Raw genomic sequence first — 23,744 nt, forward strand, 5'->3', positions numbered from 1 at the left:
AGGCGAAGCAGCATTGAAACGCTACAAAGCAGCTTATCGCCACTTGCGTAATAAAATACTAAACCCATTGCAGGCGAAGCAGCATTGAAACGTGGGTTAGCCCATTGAACTCCCGGGATTATCTCATACTAAACCCATTGCAGGCGAAGCAGCATTGAAACACCAGCATTTTTTGCGGTTAAGCCATCAATGATTATATACTAAACCCATTGCAGGCGAAGCAGCATTGAAACTCCCTACTGGATTGACGATAATGCGACCAGAAGCATACTAAACCCATTGCAGGCGAAGCAGCATTGAAACTTGTCTGTCGCAATAAAGTAAAAAAGCCCCACAATACTAAACCCATTGCAGGCGAAGCAGCATTGAAACCTCTATGGCCAAGATTTCACGCCTTAGCCCGTTAGATACTAAACCCATTGCAGGCGAAGCAGCATTGAAACCGGGCCCAATTATCCAATAATTTAACGCATATAAAATACTAAACCCATTGCAGGCGAAGCAGCATTGAAACATTAACCCCTGAAGAATTGAACGAAATTATTTTTAATACTAAACCCATTGCAGGCGAAGCAGCATTGAAACCGGAAAAAACACTTTGGAATGGCTTCGCAATATATACTAAACCCATTGCAGGCGAAGCAGCATTGAAACTTTCTATACCTCCACAATAATACATGTAGCTCCAATACTAAACCCATTGCAGGCGAAGCAGCATTGAAACCTTTCGGAGACCTGGACTATACTTTGATCCATGGCTTATACTAAACCCATTGCAGGCGAAGCAGCATTGAAACTCCAATTGTAATATGGCAGGTTTATCGCTTAATTATACTAAACCCATTGCAGGCGAAGCAGCATTGAAACTGAAAAGCCTTTATCAAAGAATAATAAAATATTAATACTAAACCCATTGCAGGCGAAGCAGCATTGAAACTCTACTTACCGTCCAAAAGGTAAAAGGAGAAAGATACTAAACCCATTGCAGGCGAAGCAGCATTGAAACACAGCCGATTGCAGCGTAAATACTACCAGTACGGATACTAAACCCATTGCAGGCGAAGCAGCATTGAAACCTAAGCTCGAACCCGCAATCTAGCTCCTTTCTTTATACTAAACCCATTGCAGGCGAAGCAGCATTGAAACAGGGCACAAAAATACAAGACGAATAGTGTTCTATATACTAAACCCATTGCAGGCGAAGCAGCATTGAAACCTGCATTGAGCCTTACAACGCTGCTTTGCAAGCTATATACTAAACCCATTGCAGGCGAAGCAGCATTGAAACGCCGCCGTAAATAAGTTATTCATAAAGTTCTATTATACTAAACCCATTGCAGGCGAAGCAGCATTGAAACTGTCTTTTTCTTTGCCTACGGGGTGGAGTGAAAATATACTAAACCCATTGCAGGCGAAGCAGCATTGAAACACCCAAGGCACGGGAGGAACAGGAGGCCAATTTGATACTAAACCCATTGCAGGCGAAGCAGCATTGAAACATTCCATTGGTTCCGATTGTTGCAAAATATTGGCATACTAAACCCATTGCAGGCGAAGCAGCATTGAAACACCTTATTAAATTTCAACCATTAAAATAATACATATACTAAACCCATTGCAGGCGAAGCAGCATTGAAACATCCAGTTGCCGAGGTCGGCTGTGGTTTTCCCTAATACTAAACCCATTGCAGGCGAAGCAGCATTGAAACAAAAACAAAGAATTGAAGAAATTGCAAAAAAGATCTATATACTAAACCCATTGCAGGCGAAGCAGCATTGAAACATCCTTAATAAACGTTCTACAGGCTGTGGAGGAATACTAAACCCATTGCAGGCGAAGCAGCATTGAAACCGTAAGCGTGACGAGGCGTACGGTGCATTACTAAAATACTAAACCCATTGCAGGCGAAGCAGCATTGAAACGAGACGACCTAGTTGTTATTTTTATAGGCCATGTATACTAAACCCATTGCAGGCGAAGCAGCATTGAAACCTTTATGCAGAATCTCTAGCAGTAGAAGATTGTGATACTAAACCCATTGCAGGCGAAGCAGCATTGAAACATGACTTATTTTAGTTAGCTTACAAGACATGTGGGAATACTAAACCCATTGCAGGCGAAGCAGCATTGAAACACTTCAATAGCTGCTTGAGTTCGGAAACTGTATATACTAAACCCATTGCAGGCGAAGCAGCATTGAAACCAATAAAAAAGCCCGCTATTTGCGGGCTGTGGATATACTAAACCCATTGCAGGCGAAGCAGCATTGAAACAAGGCAATTTTAAAGTTCGGACACCTGGACTTGTATACTAAACCCATTGCAGGCGAAGCAGCATTGAAACTCAACCCCCCAAAGGTCGAACTGCAATTGCCCTTATACTAAACCCATTGCAGGCGAAGCAGCATTGAAACTTGGACCGCTAACCCGCCTAGGTATGGAGCTAAGCAATACTAAACCCATTGCAGGCGAAGCAGCATTGAAACCTACCAAGCTAGAATGCTAAATAGAGATATTTTATACTAAACCCATTGCAGGCGAAGCAGCATTGAAACTAGGCATAGAATCTAGTATTAGTGGTTATCCAATACTATACTAAACCCATTGCAGGCGAAGCAGCATTGAAACTACTTCGCCAAAGCCAAGGGGACGGGGTTAAATTATACTAAACCCATTGCAGGCGAAGCAGCATTGAAACTAACGATAAATTAGATAAAATCGAAAAGACATTGGAATACTAAACCCATTGCAGGCGAAGCAGCATTGAAACTTTAGCACCAGATAAGAAAGACATCATTTTTTCTGAGGATACTAAACCCATTGCAGGCGAAGCAGCATTGAAACTTTATGGCCCTCATTTTTAAACTCAACAGTAAGAATACTAAACCCATTGCAGGCGAAGCAGCATTGAAACTATCGGTGGGTTGTGCTCAACACACACACCTCCCATACTAAACCCATTGCAGGCGAAGCAGCATTGAAACTTTTTTGTACCCATATATAATAGCGGCCCTCGGTCTGCATACTAAACCCATTGCAGGCGAAGCAGCATTGAAACATCCACACCGCTCAAGTTTGGGTTCTCCTTAATTATACTAAACCCATTGCAGGCGAAGCAGCATTGAAACTTTATCGTGAACTTTAGTTTGTCACTCATTATATGCATACTAAACCCATTGCAGGCGAAGCAGCATTGAAACTTGTCTAAAAGCGAATTAGACAAGCTAAAGCAGGAATACTAAACCCATTGCAGGCGAAGCAGCATTGAAACAGTCTCAAGAGAAGACGCTCCCACAGTCAAAAACACATACTAAACCCATTGCAGGCGAAGCAGCATTGAAACTACCTTTTCCACTATCAATTTCACTGATATAACCAATACTAAACCCATTGCAGGCGAAGCAGCATTGAAACTTTAACGATGTTAAAATAGTCCTATCTCTTCATGATATACTAAACCCATTGCAGGCGAAGCAGCATTGAAACTCCACAGACCTTGTCCATGTGGGTGTCCGATAAGAATACTAAACCCATTGCAGGCGAAGCAGCATTGAAACTTTTGTAGAAGATATTTGCCTCCTCTTCTTCGTAATACTAAACCCATTGCAGGCGAAGCAGCATTGAAACTTTTTTGTAAGTCTCCTTACTAATTAGCCCCATATTTAATACTAAACCCATTGCAGGCGAAGCAGCATTGAAACACAAGCCATTTTCGGCTGCCAATCTTGAACTCAATATACTAAACCCATTGCAGGCGAAGCAGCATTGAAACAGATGCAAGCGAATATCTACTTTCATTGGAACGGATACTAAACCCATTGCAGGCGAAGCAGCATTGAAACTTCGCTGGAAGAGCTTGTAGACCAAAAGTGCGAAAATACTAAACCCATTGCAGGCGAAGCAGCATTGAAACTTTACAGTTAATAAACACTCATAAAAAAAACATTATACTAAACCCATTGCAGGCGAAGCAGCATTGAAACTTTTCGAACATTTGTTCGAACTCTTTTTGATCTAGATACTAAACCCATTGCAGGCGAAGCAGCATTGAAACCGCTGAATATTTTGGCGTAATTTTCCAAGGTGAAATATACTAAACCCATTGCAGGCGAAGCAGCATTGAAACTCCCATAGGTTGGGGAAGGTTTTGGCGAAAACTTCTATACTAAACCCATTGCAGGCGAAGCAGCATTGAAACTGCGCAGGAACCAGCAGTCGTCTATGGCGTCTGCATACTAAACCCATTGCAGGCGAAGCAGCATTGAAACTTCACTCTATTTGATTTTTTGAGAGATTACGAAATACTAAACCCATTGCAGGCGAAGCAGCATTGAAACAAAAGCGAAGCGCTTCAACTCTTCTAAGAGTGAGATACTAAACCCATTGCAGGCGAAGCAGCATTGAAACGCAGGCGATGCAGCGCTTGATCGTATAGACCTGATTATACTAAACCCATTGCAGGCGAAGCAGCATTGAAACTGCCCTTATTCCCCATTCGGGACAAGTAGTTAATGTAATACTAAACCCATTGCAGGCGAAGCAGCATTGAAACCCAACTACGTAAAGATTCCAGTTGCGGAGTTTATACTAAACCCATTGCAGGCGAAGCAGCATTGAAACTAATAATCACCTTAACACAATTAAAAAAACTTAGATACTAAACCCATTGCAGGCGAAGCAGCATTGAAACTAAATCTTCGGGCCAAATAGTATCTAGGTTCTGGATACTAAACCCATTGCAGGCGAAGCAGCATTGAAACTCCTTAGCCAAGGCTTTTAGCGTCTTCATCTTGAATACTAAACCCATTGCAGGCGAAGCAGCATTGAAACATACCAGCCGCCTCAATGAGTAGCGAATTGGCATTGAATACTAAACCCATTGCAGGCGAAGCAGCATTGAAACGAAATCCGACGCCGCCAAGAAAGGCGACGTGCTATACTAAACCCATTGCAGGCGAAGCAGCATTGAAACGTAACATTTTCTTTGATTATATTTTTTTGATTAAAATACTAAACCCATTGCAGGCGAAGCAGCATTGAAACACGTTTCTATTTTCAATACCACTTTGCTTATAAATACTAAACCCATTGCAGGCGAAGCAGCATTGAAACTGTAAACCACCAGTTGCCCTTTTAATCACTTTGATACTAAACCCATTGCAGGCGAAGCAGCATTGAAACAGCCGTTTAAGCCTTTACAGTCTTTAGCCGATTGCATACTAAACCCATTGCAGGCGAAGCAGCATTGAAACCGCAATGGAAGGCCAGAAACTAGAACGGCTAAAGATACTAAACCCATTGCAGGCGAAGCAGCATTGAAACTTTTTACTAAACATAAGAATGTTATTATACTTCTTATACTAAACCCATTGCAGGCGAAGCAGCATTGAAACTTCCACACAAATATTCTGTGTGGAATGTTTTTTTATACTAAACCCATTGCAGGCGAAGCAGCATTGAAACATTTTTTTATGCCTTTCCCGTTTTCGGGAGATTTATACTAAACCCATTGCAGGCGAAGCAGCATTGAAACTTTTGCTACTATTAACGGGCAAAGGCCGTAAAAGCATACTAAACCCATTGCAGGCGAAGCAGCATTGAAACGGGATGGTTGCCACCAAGGGGAGCGCCGCTTTCATACTAAACCCATTGCAGGCGAAGCAGCATTGAAACCATTAGCGGAGCAATACTCCGCCAAAGAAGACCAGCATACTAAACCCATTGCAGGCGAAGCAGCATTGAAACTAAAGAACGGACTAAAGCACCATAGCCCAAAGATATACTAAACCCATTGCAGGCGAAGCAGCATTGAAACATCATCTACATAAACATGTAAAGTTCTATTTTCTCCATATACTAAACCCATTGCAGGCGAAGCAGCATTGAAACTGTACAACCAACTCATTACCAACCGATACAATTTATACTAAACCCATTGCAGGCGAAGCAGCATTGAAACCTTTTTCAGCCCTACGGATAGCCATTAACATTTGATACTAAACCCATTGCAGGCGAAGCAGCATTGAAACAAGACCACAAAGAGGGTTGAAAGTCGATTAGGTTAATACTAAACCCATTGCAGGCGAAGCAGCATTGAAACGAAGAAAAGACATACTACATCGTCCGATTTAATGAATACTAAACCCATTGCAGGCGAAGCAGCATTGAAACAAAAATCAGGGCAAGGTATGCTCTATTTATTATATACTAAACCCATTGCAGGCGAAGCAGCATTGAAACAATTATGAGAAATCAAGTAATTTTCACAGTAATATACTAAACCCATTGCAGGCGAAGCAGCATTGAAACAAATAAGTTAGAGGGAGGGGTGGGAGGTAAATTAATACTAAACCCATTGCAGGCGAAGCAGCATTGAAACGTCCTTTAAGCTTTGGGGCAAGCCCTCAATATTTATACTAAACCCATTGCAGGCGAAGCAGCATTGAAACACATCGCCGCCAATATCTGGAATTAGCGTGAAGTCAAATACTAAACCCATTGCAGGCGAAGCAGCATTGAAACCTCTTCTTTTTTAAAAGTTCTCTTTGTAGGAACTTATACTAAACCCATTGCAGGCGAAGCAGCATTGAAACTATTTCCCTTGAAATCTGGGCCTCTATCTGGGCTTATACTAAACCCATTGCAGGCGAAGCAGCATTGAAACGCTAATGCGATGCAGTCCAAGGAAGATTTGCAAATACTAAACCCATTGCAGGCGAAGCAGCATTGAAACTGTTTGGAGCATACCGCCAAAACCAGATTTGATATTTATACTAAACCCATTGCAGGCGAAGCAGCATTGAAACTACATCGTTAGGGTTAAATAGTTGGTTTTTGGCAAATACTAAACCCATTGCAGGCGAAGCAGCATTGAAACGCCCTTTTAAAGGAGCTTTGAGGCGCTTAGATCTATACTAAACCCATTGCAGGCGAAGCAGCATTGAAACCTGCCAAAACAAAACCAGATACGATATATACAGTATCATACTAAACCCATTGCAGGCGAAGCAGCATTGAAACATGTGCGAGAAGGGTAAGGGAGACAATCTCTCTGAATACTAAACCCATTGCAGGCGAAGCAGCATTGAAACTGTTCATCTGAAGGTAAATATTCGCCCTTCTCATAATACTAAACCCATTGCAGGCGAAGCAGCATTGAAACCTCGAACGGCTGGTTCCAAAGCAGGGATTCTGCTTATACTAAACCCATTGCAGGCGAAGCAGCATTGAAACAAGCTTTTCCAGAAGCAAAATTCCAAATCACTGCTATACTAAACCCATTGCAGGCGAAGCAGCATTGAAACGCCCCTAAAACATTTAAGCCCGTTAATAGTGTAGACAATACTAAACCCATTGCAGGCGAAGCAGCATTGAAACCGCCCCAAAGATTACTTTTATTTTAGACAGCGACAAATACTAAACCCATTGCAGGCGAAGCAGCATTGAAACCGATTTACTTTTGGCACAAGTAGACCTTGTTTAATTATACTAAACCCATTGCAGGCGAAGCAGCATTGAAACAGCCTTGAAAGCAGGCTAAAAGTTACTTTCAGTATACTAAACCCATTGCAGGCGAAGCAGCATTGAAACCTTTTCGCTCATTACTATTATTTTTGTTCTTTTTTTATACTAAACCCATTGCAGGCGAAGCAGCATTGAAACACCCTACAGTACTTGGAGTATACGCTGATGGAGCTATACTAAACCCATTGCAGGCGAAGCAGCATTGAAACACTTAGGCTCTTTTACTAAAGACGAACTATTTAAAATACTAAACCCATTGCAGGCGAAGCAGCATTGAAACTTTTGAATATTTTTTATAAGCTCTTTTAGGTCAATACTAAACCCATTGCAGGCGAAGCAGCATTGAAACGGCGATGCGGGACGGCTTATTCTAAAGGCGAAGATACTAAACCCATTGCAGGCGAAGCAGCATTGAAACGTCAAATTTAATCCTACTATAAGCAGCCCTTACTATACTAAACCCATTGCAGGCGAAGCAGCATTGAAACAGCCATAATAAGCTTGTTTATTTGAGGGCTAACTGCAATACTAAACCCATTGCAGGCGAAGCAGCATTGAAACCAAGGGACTTAGCGTCTTCTTCAGGCAAACCCATATACTAAACCCATTGCAGGCGAAGCAGCATTGAAACAGTCCTTTTTAGCCTTTTTACGCTCAGCTTGTGACGATACTAAACCCATTGCAGGCGAAGCAGCATTGAAACGTTCTTCAGTTAGTAGAAATTCGCCACCTTTGTACTATACTAAACCCATTGCAGGCGAAGCAGCATTGAAACTTGGATAAACTGCAAATTCCGTAAAAAATAGCTTAATACTAAACCCATTGCAGGCGAAGCAGCATTGAAACCTTTGCTGGCGGGCCCAAGGGCTGAAGCTAAGACTATACTAAACCCATTGCAGGCGAAGCAGCATTGAAACTAGATCTATACGCTCGTTATGCGTATTTGAGAAAAGTATACTAAACCCATTGCAGGCGAAGCAGCATTGAAACTTCTCTTTCGCTCTCTGCCAATTCTGCATCAGCAATACTAAACCCATTGCAGGCGAAGCAGCATTGAAACGCCTTAGACACCATGCCTAATCCACTAGATAGCATATACTAAACCCATTGCAGGCGAAGCAGCATTGAAACTCTCTCAGTTGGATAAAAGTGTTAAAGAAGTACTTAATACTAAACCCATTGCAGGCGAAGCAGCATTGAAACCTATTCTAGCAAAGACGTAAGAAAGAGAGAAAAATACTAAACCCATTGCAGGCGAAGCAGCATTGAAACTTCACTTTGGCTATCTACGTAATATGCTTGTTCAATACTAAACCCATTGCAGGCGAAGCAGCATTGAAACAGAAGTACATTGCCTTATATTCCTTTATGCTTTTATACTAAACCCATTGCAGGCGAAGCAGCATTGAAACTCCAAGTAATCTTGGTCGTACATGTATTGGACGAAGTCCAATACTAAACCCATTGCAGGCGAAGCAGCATTGAAACCTATGCCAGCGCACAAAAAAAGCCCCTACCAATATATACTAAACCCATTGCAGGCGAAGCAGCATTGAAACTCCAAGTTGCGGTGCTATTCCTCGAGGGCGTAGACATACTAAACCCATTGCAGGCGAAGCAGCATTGAAACCGCTAAAAAAAGGACAAAAAAAGCCGAACCACCGAATACTAAACCCATTGCAGGCGAAGCAGCATTGAAACTACTTCCTGCTTTTTGAATAGCGCTATTATTATTATACTAAACCCATTGCAGGCGAAGCAGCATTGAAACTTGTTAATTGCTTATAATTGGCTTATTATTTTAAATACTAAACCCATTGCAGGCGAAGCAGCATTGAAACGATTGAGCAAGCCAAAGGACAGCGCAAAGAAGACCTATACTAAACCCATTGCAGGCGAAGCAGCATTGAAACTGCGTGTGCCTGCAATTACAGGGGCTCAAGAACTATACTAAACCCATTGCAGGCGAAGCAGCATTGAAACTCATTGTACCTATTCCACAAACCCCTTCGATATAGGATACTAAACCCATTGCAGGCGAAGCAGCATTGAAACTTAAGTTTTAGTTTGTGGAAGTGCCAAGTGTTTAGAAATACTAAACCCATTGCAGGCGAAGCAGCATTGAAACCTTGATGGATCAATCTGATAACAACCGTAGAGAAATACTAAACCCATTGCAGGCGAAGCAGCATTGAAACGAGAGCTAATTCTACCTGTCTTGGCTTAGTATTTGAATACTAAACCCATTGCAGGCGAAGCAGCATTGAAACACTTGTTTTGTGTTTTTGCTGATTTTAGCCCATAATACTAAACCCATTGCAGGCGAAGCAGCATTGAAACCCTGGGCGAAAGCAAACAGGAGGCGTTGCCTCCAGTATACTAAACCCATTGCAGGCGAAGCAGCATTGAAACTGCAAACCCTCCCCTTCATAATTCACTGAAGGGAAATACTAAACCCATTGCAGGCGAAGCAGCATTGAAACAGCAGGGCACAAAAACACAAGACGAATAGTGTCATACTAAACCCATTGCAGGCGAAGCAGCATTGAAACATTTAGTTATGAATCGTTACAGTGATTTTGATAAGTATACTAAACCCATTGCAGGCGAAGCAGCATTGAAACAGTAATTACAGAGCGTAAGACGGTCAAAAACCCCATATACTAAACCCATTGCAGGCGAAGCAGCATTGAAACGACACTATAACGGGGGTTATAAAGGCTTTTAAAAATACTAAACCCATTGCAGGCGAAGCAGCATTGAAACTGTTTTGAAGTCTCAGCTTTAATTCCGATATTTGTTTTATACTAAACCCATTGCAGGCGAAGCAGCATTGAAACCTTTACTCATGTTTTTCTATTTTTGAATGCTAAATACTAAACCCATTGCAGGCGAAGCAGCATTGAAACGCTCGAATGGCAGAGGACAAAAGGTTAAAAACTAATACTAAACCCATTGCAGGCGAAGCAGCATTGAAACAGCCACAAAGGCGGCAAATCTACTATTAAACTTTAACATACTAAACCCATTGCAGGCGAAGCAGCATTGAAACAGAAGTAAGCTTTCGGGGCTTCGCCAAATCAATATACTAAACCCATTGCAGGCGAAGCAGCATTGAAACAATTGTTTAAATTCTATTGTAGGCGTAAAAATCGATACTAAACCCATTGCAGGCGAAGCAGCATTGAAACTTTCCCAATAAATAACTTCGCTTTTATTCATTCTTTATACTAAACCCATTGCAGGCGAAGCAGCATTGAAACATCGTAGTACATCTCAGAGTCTTCCTGACTCTGGATATACTAAACCCATTGCAGGCGAAGCAGCATTGAAACCTTGCTGGGCTTCGGTAAGTACCACCTCGCCAGTCATACTAAACCCATTGCAGGCGAAGCAGCATTGAAACATGTGCGTCCTTTAGGAGAAGAGTACAATAATTTATACTAAACCCATTGCAGGCGAAGCAGCATTGAAACAATGAAGTAGTTAAAGCTATTAAATTAGCATTATACTAAACCCATTGCAGGCGAAGCAGCATTGAAACATTCTATTGATAGGCTTTGATGATGTAGCCGCTACGATACTAAACCCATTGCAGGCGAAGCAGCATTGAAACAGCTCTCAAAATGAGACTACTTGAAGGTGCTGATAATACTAAACCCATTGCAGGCGAAGCAGCATTGAAACTTGACAGTACTTAGACAGTGTATACTCTACATCGCCTATACTAAACCCATTGCAGGCGAAGCAGCATTGAAACGCTCAAATTGGTACAGACGCTGCAGAAGAAGCTTTTATACTAAACCCATTGCAGGCGAAGCAGCATTGAAACAACACCATCTTGTGCAGCCAAAACAGGGTTCACAATACTAAACCCATTGCAGGCGAAGCAGCATTGAAACACATTAAGCTCCTATGAAGAAGCAATAGAATACATACTAAACCCATTGCAGGCGAAGCAGCATTGAAACATATAAATGCAACAACTGTCCAAAGACTCGATAATACTAAACCCATTGCAGGCGAAGCAGCATTGAAACAAATATCCTTAAACTAATCATAGAAGTCACTAAATACTAAACCCATTGCAGGCGAAGCAGCATTGAAACTAGGTTACCCGCACCAGCCAGCAGGCCAGCAAAGAAATACTAAACCCATTGCAGGCGAAGCAGCATTGAAACAACGGAAAGTTTTGGGTTTACGATGCTACCCAGGGAGATACTAAACCCATTGCAGGCGAAGCAGCATTGAAACAGTAGTAGCCTGAAAGGCCAGGGAAACGGCGAAAATACTAAACCCATTGCAGGCGAAGCAGCATTGAAACTTTAGATGTCTTCCAGAAGCATCTTGCAATTTTTGATACTAAACCCATTGCAGGCGAAGCAGCATTGAAACCTAAAGACCGCAATGGAAAGTGTTGGATATTAGATACTAAACCCATTGCAGGCGAAGCAGCATTGAAACTCCTTTAACCAAAAAGAGAATCCCACTTTCCTCTAATACTAAACCCATTGCAGGCGAAGCAGCATTGAAACTTGTCCACGTAAATCCAAAGCCTTCCAGAAGAATTTATACTAAACCCATTGCAGGCGAAGCAGCATTGAAACTTTTTAAATAGTAATTAAAAAAGTACCCAACCTCCTATACTAAACCCATTGCAGGCGAAGCAGCATTGAAACGAGGTAGAAGAAAAAATAACAGGAGAAGGTTATATACTAAACCCATTGCAGGCGAAGCAGCATTGAAACACTATAGAATTTTTCATGGCTTTTGCTGAAGAGGATACTAAACCCATTGCAGGCGAAGCAGCATTGAAACTGAGATTTTTCAATAAATTCAATAAAATTTTTTATATACTAAACCCATTGCAGGCGAAGCAGCATTGAAACTGTAAATTGAAGAAGCAGTTTCACATAGTTTCTAAATACTAAACCCATTGCAGGCGAAGCAGCATTGAAACAATAACCCACTTATTAAAAAAGTCTATACTTTACTATACTAAACCCATTGCAGGCGAAGCAGCATTGAAACCTGGTACGCTAGCTATTTACTCTGCTGGAGCTAAATACTAAACCCATTGCAGGCGAAGCAGCATTGAAACTCGCATCGGCTATAGATTCTAATAGATGGATGTTATACTAAACCCATTGCAGGCGAAGCAGCATTGAAACAACGAAGAAGTTATACTTCGCCTTAACAACTACTCCATACTAAACCCATTGCAGGCGAAGCAGCATTGAAACTGCAACATAGTTTTTATTTTAGTTGCGAAGAAATATACTAAACCCATTGCAGGCGAAGCAGCATTGAAACTACCAAGAGACGGGTGAATAATTTATATATAGGCATACTAAACCCATTGCAGGCGAAGCAGCATTGAAACTCTAAATAGTCCGCTGTATCTTCTAATAGTTCAATACTAAACCCATTGCAGGCGAAGCAGCATTGAAACTCATTGATTATGCTTATAGGGGTAAGGAAGCTATATACTAAACCCATTGCAGGCGAAGCAGCATTGAAACTTACAAGGGCTCGGCTACCTACACGGTAACTAAGCATACTAAACCCATTGCAGGCGAAGCAGCATTGAAACATGGCGAGACTATTCGTTTTATCCCTATCAAGCGTATACTAAACCCATTGCAGGCGAAGCAGCATTGAAACCAGGATTATTTGTAGTAGCCTCAGTTAGAGGTAAATACTAAACCCATTGCAGGCGAAGCAGCATTGAAACTCCCAGCCTTTAGGCGCTTCAAATGCGCTTTGTTTATACTAAACCCATTGCAGGCGAAGCAGCATTGAAACTCTGCTGATTGATCTACTACCGGAGTAGTATTGGATACTAAACCCATTGCAGGCGAAGCAGCATTGAAACGCCTTGATGGCCTCATATAGATTGAAGAAACTAAATACTAAACCCATTGCAGGCGAAGCAGCATTGAAACTTCGTATTAATTCATTTTCAGAGTTTGAAACTCTGAGAATACTAAACCCATTGCAGGCGAAGCAGCATTGAAACTTTAAACTGTTCTAGGTAAGACATATAGTTTTCTGTATACTAAACCCATTGCAGGCGAAGCAGCATTGAAACTCTGAAAATTATTTCGCATATTTTTCAGAATAAAAATACTAAACCCATTGCAGGCGAAGCAGCATTGAAACGCTTTATGAACAAACCCAGGATCAGTTGTAAGTAATATACTAAACCCATTGCAGGCGAAGCAGCATTGAAACACGCTTAGGGCGTGATCCTTTATCCGTTGCTACTGCTATACTAAACCCATTGCAGGCGAAGCAGCATTGAAACTGTAGAGGTTTGTGCAGATTCTTCGTCTGCAATTGATACTAAACCCATTGCAGGCGAAGCAGCATTGAAACCTTTGGGCTGCTCTCTTGTTCTTGCTCTGGAAAGATACTAAACCCATTGCAGGCGAAGCAGCATTGAAACCCTATTCCTAACTAGTACGCTAACTATCTTTAGCGATACTAAACCCATTGCAGGCGAAGCAGCATTGAAACACATTAAATAGTTTGTTGATGTTTTGAGTAAAATATACTAAACCCATTGCAGGCGAAGCAGCATTGAAACTGTTTTTAATAGAAATGCTTGATCTATCCAGTAATATACTAAACCCATTGCAGGCGAAGCAGCATTGAAACTTTAATAGATATATTCCCTAAAAGGGATTAGTGTATACTAAACCCATTGCAGGCGAAGCAGCATTGAAACTATGATGTGTACGCTTATGTACGCATCATGCTTATACTAAACCCATTGCAGGCGAAGCAGCATTGAAACTATTTCGCATATTTTTCAGAATAAAAATATTATCTATACTAAACCCATTGCAGGCGAAGCAGCATTGAAACATAAGTTTTAAATGAGATCATTTTTTGTTTTTAAAGTTATACTAAACCCATTGCAGGCGAAGCAGCATTGAAACTTCACGGACAGTTTCCTACAGATGCTGAATACATACTAAACCCATTGCAGGCGAAGCAGCATTGAAACAATTATTGCGAACTCGTTGACGAGTTCATTTCAAAATACTAAACCCATTGCAGGCGAAGCAGCATTGAAACCTCAGATCGTAAACCTAACTCCCCACCCTATTGTATACTAAACCCATTGCAGGCGAAGCAGCATTGAAACAATTTCTTCGTTTGCAGAAACTCTAGGTAGTGGTAATACTAAACCCATTGCAGGCGAAGCAGCATTGAAACATATAATGTTGGAAAATCATTTTGAAATTTGTTTTGATACTAAACCCATTGCAGGCGAAGCAGCATTGAAACTTGGAAATGCTAGATTTTATTTTAGCAGCCAAAATACTAAACCCATTGCAGGCGAAGCAGCATTGAAACACCAGAACTGGTGTTGTCACTTCGGAGGCGTAGAATACTAAACCCATTGCAGGCGAAGCAGCATTGAAACTAGGCTTTCCCATGAAGATGTGCTGCATCATTGTTATACTAAACCCATTGCAGGCGAAGCAGCATTGAAACTAAAAGAACTAACTCTCCAATTTTTACATCATTTATACTAAACCCATTGCAGGCGAAGCAGCATTGAAACAGCAGGTATTGTAAGAGTAATTCGGCACTCTCCTATATACTAAACCCATTGCAGGCGAAGCAGCATTGAAACTACAACCAGTACTTCTAAACTAGAAACTTACTTTAAATACTAAACCCATTGCAGGCGAAGCAGCATTGAAACTATTCATGGCATTTATTTTTTTGTCCAAGATGCCCATACTAAACCCATTGCAGGCGAAGCAGCATTGAAACCCTTGATTGAGGGTTATGTGAAACATGCTATGGAATATACTAAACCCATTGCAGGCGAAGCAGCATTGAAACTTTTTGTGCAAAAAATGATAGGACTTTTTTTTGTATACTAAACCCATTGCAGGCGAAGCAGCATTGAAACACGGATGAAGCGGCACTAATAGGAGTAGCTTTGTATACTAAACCCATTGCAGGCGAAGCAGCATTGAAACTCCAAGTGGCGGGGCTTAGCCTTGAAGGCCTCCTCATACTAAACCCATTGCAGGCGAAGCAGCATTGAAACCATTTTTGGAGCCGTGGAGACTTGCTCCGAACAGAATACTAAACCCATTGCAGGCGAAGCAGCATTGAAACTCCAAGTGGCGGGGCTTAGCCTTGAAGGCCTCCTCATACTAAACCCATTGCAGGCGAAGCAGCATTGAAACTTTCTATATTTTTTTTAGAGGCCAAAACCCCCAAAGATACTAAACCCATTGCAGGCGAAGCAGCATTGAAACACCCAGTTAGGGTGCTTTCGAGACTTAATGAGCTCTATACTAAACCCATTGCAGGCGAAGCAGCATTGAAACTACTGTGGTCGTTTTCATAAGATTTTGTTTTTAATACTAAACCCATTGCAGGCGAAGCAGCATTGAAACTGCTTAGCATCGACTTGACGCCGCTGTTTTTCATTATACTAAACCCATTGCAGGCGAAGCAGCATTGAAACTGTATCTCGACAAATGGACCACGAGGGAATACTGATACTAAACCCATTGCAGGCGAAGCAGCATTGAAACGTATTGGTATTGGTATTTAATGCCGCCGAAAGGCATACTAAACCCATTGCAGGCGAAGCAGCATTGAAACTTATGATGGCTTATTCATCGCCTACTATATCTAGATACTAAACCCATTGCAGGCGAAGCAGCATTGAAACATGCCATTGTTTTGTGGATATCATTTATATTCAGAGTATACTAAACCCATTGCAGGCGAAGCAGCATTGAAACAGGATAAATTTGACAAGTTTTTTCTTGTCTGTTTTGTATACTAAACCCATTGCAGGCGAAGCAGCATTGAAACAAACCAAAAGACCTTGACATCAAACTAACACTCTAAATACTAAACCCATTGCAGGCGAAGCAGCATTGAAACATCAACTAGACTTTTACACCCTTGATGATTTTAAAATACTAAACCCATTGCAGGCGAAGCAGCATTGAAACTTCCCAGTATTGGGAGCAATAAGATCTTTACGCTATACTAAACCCATTGCAGGCGAAGCAGCATTGAAACAACGCTTTCCCCCCCTCTATGATCAGGCAGGTCAATACTAAACCCATTGCAGGCGAAGCAGCATTGAAACGTTCTATATTTGAGACATCAGTTTTTTTAATGGTTATACTAAACCCATTGCAGGCGAAGCAGCATTGAAACGCCGACTAATGTCTTTTGTGTTTATTTGTCATGGGATACTAAACCCATTGCAGGCGAAGCAGCATTGAAACAGCCCAACTAAACAGCATAGGAACAACCACTTCAAAATACTAAACCCATTGCAGGCGAAGCAGCATTGAAACAACCCAAGTAGTTGCGATAGGCTGCAAAGTGATTTTATACTAAACCCATTGCAGGCGAAGCAGCATTGAAACTCTCCAGATCGGCCCGAAAGCTTGTAGAATACTACATACTAAACCCATTGCAGGCGAAGCAGCATTGAAACGTCATCTCAGTGTCTTTGACCCCCTCTTGAAGGACAATACTAAACCCATTGCAGGCGAAGCAGCATTGAAACTTTTACGCACTTGTTTTTTGATTTGTTTTTCAAGGCCTATACTAAACCCATTGCAGGCGAAGCAGCATTGAAACAAGAAGACGATGAACGAAAATAAAGGAGTAACTTATACTAAACCCATTGCAGGCGAAGCAGCATTGAAACGCCACAAACCAATCAACCCGATCAGGCGGGACTTATACTAAACCCATTGCAGGCGAAGCAGCATTGAAACGGCTAATAGAACTGATTTTGCTGGTTAATAGGGTGGCTATACTAAACCCATTGCAGGCGAAGCAGCATTGAAACTATTTACTTGAAAATCTTTGCTGGAGATTTTTGTAAATACTAAACCCATTGCAGGCGAAGCAGCATTGAAACCTCCACCAAGGAGATTAGTTCATCTAGATTTCCCGATACTAAACCCATTGCAGGCGAAGCAGCATTGAAACCATTAGCTGGCGTACTAATAACCTAGCATGGTCGAATACTAAACCCATTGCAGGCGAAGCAGCATTGAAACTTGAAAGAATTTGATTTCAATGTAGTGTTTATGACATACTAAACCCATTGCAGGCGAAGCAGCATTGAAACTGCCTTTAAAATCTGACGGAGGCGTTACAAAAGTTTATACTAAACCCATTGCAGGCGAAGCAGCATTGAAACATCACTAAGTTCATTATGGAAGCTGAATCTGAAATACTAAACCCATTGCAGGCGAAGCAGCATTGAAACAGAGGTATGACGTTCGACTATATTATTATTGATATACTAAACCCATTGCAGGCGAAGCAGCATTGAAACAGCGTGATTCAAATTGGTAGCTATCATTTACACCAATACTAAACCCATTGCAGGCGAAGCAGCATTGAAACAGTTTAAGTTAATTTAATTGTAATTGTCTCACTGTATACTAAACCCATTGCAGGCGAAGCAGCATTGAAACTAGCGTCGTATTTAGCATACTCGATAGCATAAAGAAATACTAAACCCATTGCAGGCGAAGCAGCATTGAAACACCGCTTATCCAATTCAGAAGACTTTGAGTTCTCCAATACTAAACCCATTGCAGGCGAAGCAGCATTGAAACGCCGAACTACTGGCTGAACTAAGGGCCAATTTTTATACTAAACCCATTGCAGGCGAAGCAGCATTGAAACCAGTGGCGAAAAGCCCTAAATTTCGCAAGTTTGCGAAATACTAAACCCATTGCAGGCGAAGCAGCATTGAAACCTGTGCTTGAAAGCCTTTGGTTTTCTGTGATAGCATACTAAACCCATTGCAGGCGAAGCAGCATTGAAACGATCCTCAATTATCTCTAGGAGGTCAAATTCAACATACTAAACCCATTGCAGGCGAAGCAGCATTGAAACTTGGAGTGCAGGGCTTCACTAAGAATGCCTAGCCTATACTAAACCCATTGCAGGCGAAGCAGCATTGAAACTTAGGCATCAGCCAGTCAAATGTCTTTAGCCTAATACTAAACCCATTGCAGGCGAAGCAGCATTGAAACTTGAGTGATATAAAATAGAACCCAGCAAGGGTCACATACTAAACCCATTGCAGGCGAAGCAGCATTGAAACCTTTGGTGCAAATCCCATAATCAATTTGGTTTAAGATACTAAACCCATTGCAGGCGAAGCAGCATTGAAACTGCCATCGCCATCGTTAGCGCCTGATGACCGCTCATACTAAACCCATTGCAGGCGAAGCAGCATTGAAACTTTGTTTGGGGCCGTCCTTAGTTTGGTTATAAGGGATACTAAACCCATTGCAGGCGAAGCAGCATTGAAACCTCAATAACTCTGACAAGTATAAACGGGCCGTTGCATACTAAACCCATTGCAGGCGAAGCAGCATTGAAACTCCTCTGTGAGGCTTTCAAAATGGTCGATAGCCATATACTAAACCCATTGCAGGCGAAGCAGCATTGAAACTGGTTACAAGGGTAATTGAGAGAGTGGTCTTACACCATACTAAACCCATTGCAGGCGAAGCAGCATTGAAACGGAAAAAAAATTATCATCAATCCGGCCGCCTTTATACTAAACCCATTGCAGGCGAAGCAGCATTGAAACTCTCCTTCCAGCCCCATTCAGGAAAATCCTGAAGGAATACTAAACCCATTGCAGGCGAAGCAGCATTGAAACGCACTGATGTCAAGGCCACCAGCCTTTTTAACTAATACTAAACCCATTGCAGGCGAAGCAGCATTGAAACTCCGGCATTAAGCCAAAGAGCCTTTTGAGCGCCACATACTAAACCCATTGCAGGCGAAGCAGCATTGAAACTTGCCTAGCCCGCAGGCTATCAGCAGCAAGTGTGTATACTAAACCCATTGCAGGCGAAGCAGCATTGAAACTGTAAAATCTAGTTACTTTGTAATTGGTACAATATACTAAACCCATTGCAGGCGAAGCAGCATTGAAACTCTACCATATAGACAGTAGAATGTGGTAGATGGTAGATACTAAACCCATTGCAGGCGAAGCAGCATTGAAACTCTTGAAAATTCTTTTGTTAAGGTTGTAGCTGAAAAAATACTAAACCCATTGCAGGCGAAGCAGCATTGAAACTGGGCTAAATATGAAGTAGGGTGTTTAAAAACCTTACATACTAAACCCATTGCAGGCGAAGCAGCATTGAAACAGCGAACTGCCCAAATTTAGTGTGCCCGCCTGCAATTCATCGCCTAGGGACAAGCCCCTAGGCTAACCCTATGGAGTCAGCCCTAAAGGGCCTCAACTGCTGACATAGCTAGCCTTGCTCATCTGCTTTTGCAGAGAAGGGCCATATCCAAAGGCCCTCTTTAGAGGGCTGTCTGAAAAAGCTAGCCTAGGGGCTTGTCCCTAGGCAGCAAAAAGGGCGCACACAAGATTTTGAATGCTATCCTTTATTAGTCCCTCAACTTTTTCTGGTTTTTTTTCGGGAGAGGGCGTAGATAAGAAGTTTTTATATGGAAAGGAGGTATTAGGTTTTTCGGTTCTTCGGCTTTTCATTAGTCCCTCAACTTTTTCTTGGGAGTTTTGAAAAAAGGAGAGATAAAGAAAGTGTCTTTTAGTGGCTGGGTAGTTTTGGGCCGAAGCTTAATGGAAAGCTATAAGTAGAAAAAGCGAACAAGGACTTTAGTCCGCTCTTCGCTCAGGCAACAACCCAGGGCTTCAGCCCAGGGCGGTAAGCATAGCAATTGTTTTTACCCCTGATTTTTTGTGCGGACTTGTTTTGCGGCCATGGGCTAAAGCCCATGCTTGCGGGTCTATGCAAACGGGCGGGCTAAAGCCCTTGTTTGCTATAAATGATATGGGCCGATGGTTTCAACCATCGGCTCATATTTATTGGGCTAAGTTTGGTCTCTTTTGTTGCTGTGGGTTTTAACCTACAGGGATGATAAAATACCATTCATCGCTTAGGCTAACCTAATGGAGTCAGCCCTAAAGGGCCTCAAATTATGATTTACGGCCTTGCTCATCTGCTTTTGCAGAGAAGGGCCATATCCAAAGGCCCTCTTTAGAGGGCTGTCTGAAAAAGCTAGCCTAGGGGCTTGTCCCTAGGCAGCCGAGCAGGAAGCCATATGGAGATAATTTTCATTAGTCCCTCAACTTTTTCTTGGGTTTTATGGGAGAGAGAATAGATAAGAAGTTCTTTATATGAAAAGGAGGTATTAGGTTTTTCTGTCCTGCGGCTTTTTATTAGTCCCTCAACTTTTTCTTGGGAGTTTTTGAAAAAGGAAAGATAAAGAAAGCGTCTTTTAGTGGCTAGGCAGTTCTGCAACCATGGGCTGGCTAAAGCCCATGGTTGCGGGTCTATGCAAACGGGCGGGCTAAAGCCCTTGTTTGCTGATGGAGCCTAGTGGAACAGAAAATCCCCTCGAATGAGGGGATGACAATTTTTTAGTTAGCCTAGGGCCTTGGCCCTAGGGGTATTATGAAATTTATGGGGGATAAAAACAAACTACCGAAGAAAAAATAACCCTTGTTCAAAGCGGTAGAGGATTTTAATCCTCTCAGCACTATAGATACAGAATGGGGTTGTTGTATGGCTGCTGGTTCAACCTGCAGCCACAGCTAGCAGGGGCGGAAGCCGCCGCAGGCCTAGGGATGGGCAGCAGTGGCCGTTAGGCCAGACCAAGGCGCTGAAAGCGCCGAAGGGCCGAGCGAAGAGCGAGCTGCGAAACAGCCCGGCCGCCAAAGGCGGCAGGCCCCAAAAACCTATGCTGCTGCGTATCAGTATGATCAGTTGCATCGGATTGTGAGTTCAGAAGGGTATTCTTATGGTGGAACAGATTGGACAAAAAGATGCGCTATAGGAGATTGTGAAGCACAGTCATCATATAGCTATGATGCGAATGGAAATATCTTGAGTTTATCGCGTTATGCAGCGGGTCAGCAGATAGATGATTTAAGCTATCATTATACTTATGATGTTGATCCTGCACAATTGCCAGAGGTTTCTAGCCAAGCTATCGGGCAGTTGTATAACAACCAATTGCAGTATGTGACGGATGGCGTAGGGGCGTCGACGGTGGGCGATTTGACTAGTCAGCCAGGACAGGATGGGGCCGTAGCTTTGTATTCACAGAACTATGTGTATGACGAAATCGGCAATTTGGTTCGAGATAGCTCGGAGCAGATTGAGGAGATAGTTTGGAACGTACAAGGCAAGGTGCAAGAGGTTCGTTTTGAGGCGGGCAAGGCGGGTCCTGATGCCTTGAAGTATGAGTACGACCCCATGGGCAACCGCTTGGCCAAAAAGAAATTGTATGTAGATGGTCCTGTAGATATTCGATCGGAGGGACAGTATTATGTCCGTGACCCGCAGGGGAATGTGCTGGCGGTTTATCAGTTTAATGAAGCGGATATAGCTGTAGTTGGAGATAGAGATAGTCTTTATTTAGAGGAGCTGCATTTATATGGCTCGGCCCGTTTGGGAATCTTGAAAAAAACCTTAGCTTTAAGGTATCGGGATGAGTCGGGGGCCGTTGGCTTGCCTGCTGGGAGCCTGCTCAAAACGGCTTTGGCGCAAAGCAGCTACCAGCAACTAGAGCTGGGCCGCCGCCGCTACGAGCTCTCCAACCATTTAGGCAACGTACTGGCTACGGTCAGCGATAAATCTTTGGGCCAAGACAGCAGCCAAACTGGACAGGCAGATTATTATCTGGCGCAGGTTTCTTCGGCAAGCCTATACTACCCATTTGGATGGGAAATGCCTGGGCGCAAGTTTGTGAGTGGGGAGGTGTATCGTTTTGGGTTTAATGGGCAAGAGGAGGATCCTGATATTGCAGAGGGACATACTACTGCTTTGTATTGGCAATATAATAGTCGCACTACTCGCAGATGGAATTTAGACCCAAGATTTAATGTGTCTTTTTCTCCCTATGTAGCTTTCGAATGTAATCCAATAACCAAAGTAGATATAAAAGGAGATACGGCTATTGTTACGATTACAAATAGTGTAATAGGGAAAACGCAGATGCAAGTAATTAGAAGTGAAGGAGAAAATATTGTTACCGTTGATGTTTACAAAATGACGGTTACGGATACTGAAGACCCATCCTACAAAGGGACATTTGGGGTGACTAGAGATGCTTTTGCAAAAACTGGTGAAACATCGAGTGGTAATGTTATAGCGGAAACTGTAAATTTTGAGCCTAGGGGAGAAAACCAGTATATTTTAGAGCAAGACTATCAAAGTGGCTATCCTCCTGCGCCGTTTCCTAATAATTTTATATCAATGGATGCTCCTGCATATAGGATAAAAACATTAGAAGGGGAGTCAACTTTACCTGCAATGGATAATCCTGCATCCGCATCAATAAATCCCCCACTTAGAAGGAATGCTAATGAAGCATCAGGAGTACTTATTCATGTTGGTGGTGTTTATAGTCGTCGTGGCCGGTTGCCACTTCAAAGGTTTAACAACGTTGCAGGATCAGCAGGCTGCTTTGGCATATGTAATACTTCAAACCCTAATGAACCCAGCAACAATCAAATGACCTTGTTTAATGCCGTTTTACAACAGAGGAAGGGAGATGCACCTATCTTGCTCAATGTGGAACAGAGAAGCTTTAGAGCAAGCACAATAGAAATAAATCCTGAGAATAACGAAGTTGTAAGAGAAGAGATGGAGAGTACAGATGATGTAACTAAATAAAAAAATAAAGTGAAAAAGTTGAACATATTCATAGTGAGATGTAGCGTGAAATTGTTTGTTTTATTGGTAGTGATGAATATTGTATCTTGTCAGAATCATATAGAAGTTAGAATGAAGGGATATGTTGATGGATTTGAGGAATGGAAGTTTGGAAGTGAATTTATTGTTCTTCAGTCTAATTTGAACTCTAACTCGATTCCAGATTCATTGATTTGTGCAGGTAATACCTTTGTTTTATATGGGAAGTTTAACGGCAGGAAAAAGTATAAGTTTAATTATGAGTTTGATGTAAATAGAAGAGTGTATTTATATGATAGCTTTGATATTAAAAAGCCTTTTAATTCTGTAAAATATGATACTGTAAATAAAAAATCAATATACAAAAGGTATGAGTAAGGGTGTAGTGTGCTTCTGTGCTCGTAGCACAGTTCATTTTAGTAGCCCCATCTGTATTGATTGGCATTTGGGGCCTCCCGCCTTCGGCGGGCGCTACGTTCGGCAGCTCGCTGTTCGCTCGGCCCT

2 protein-coding genes and 1 CRISPR repeat array (1 of these 3 only partly in view) are annotated in these 23,744 nt (G+C 42.2%); both genes read left to right on the plus strand.

All coding sequences use genetic code 11. From position 1 onward, the window contains the following. A CRISPR array of direct repeats spans window positions 1-19,721; the repeat unit is 36 nt; unit sequence ATACTAAACCCATTGCAGGCGAAGCAGCATTGAAAC; it begins 1,499 nt to the left of the window's first position. A 1,599-nt stretch (window positions 19,722-21,320) separates the two neighbouring features. Continuing rightward, a complete protein-coding gene (locus SAPGRDRAFT_RS23630; RefSeq protein WP_253271359.1) occupies window positions 21,321-23,222 on the plus strand; it encodes a hypothetical protein in 1,902 nt (633 codons plus the stop codon). 72 nt (window positions 23,223-23,294) lie between these two features. Beyond that, window positions 23,295-23,618 (plus strand): hypothetical protein, encoded by a 324-nt coding sequence (locus SAPGRDRAFT_RS17030; protein ID WP_156001984.1) that lies wholly within the window; start codon window positions 23,295-23,297, stop codon window positions 23,616-23,618. The last annotated feature ends 126 nt before the right edge of the window (window positions 23,619-23,744 follow it).

It is taken from the genome of Saprospira grandis DSM 2844 (genome assembly GCF_000275825.1).
In the GTDB taxonomy this organism is placed as follows: Bacteria; Bacteroidota; Bacteroidia; order Chitinophagales; family Saprospiraceae; genus Saprospira; species Saprospira grandis_A.

What these genes read in the sequence shown, in the direction of transcription:
- SAPGRDRAFT_RS17030 (WP_156001984.1), top strand. Translation starts at nt 23,295, where the DNA reads ATGAATATTGTATCTTGTCAGAATCATATAGAAGTTAGAATGAAGGGA.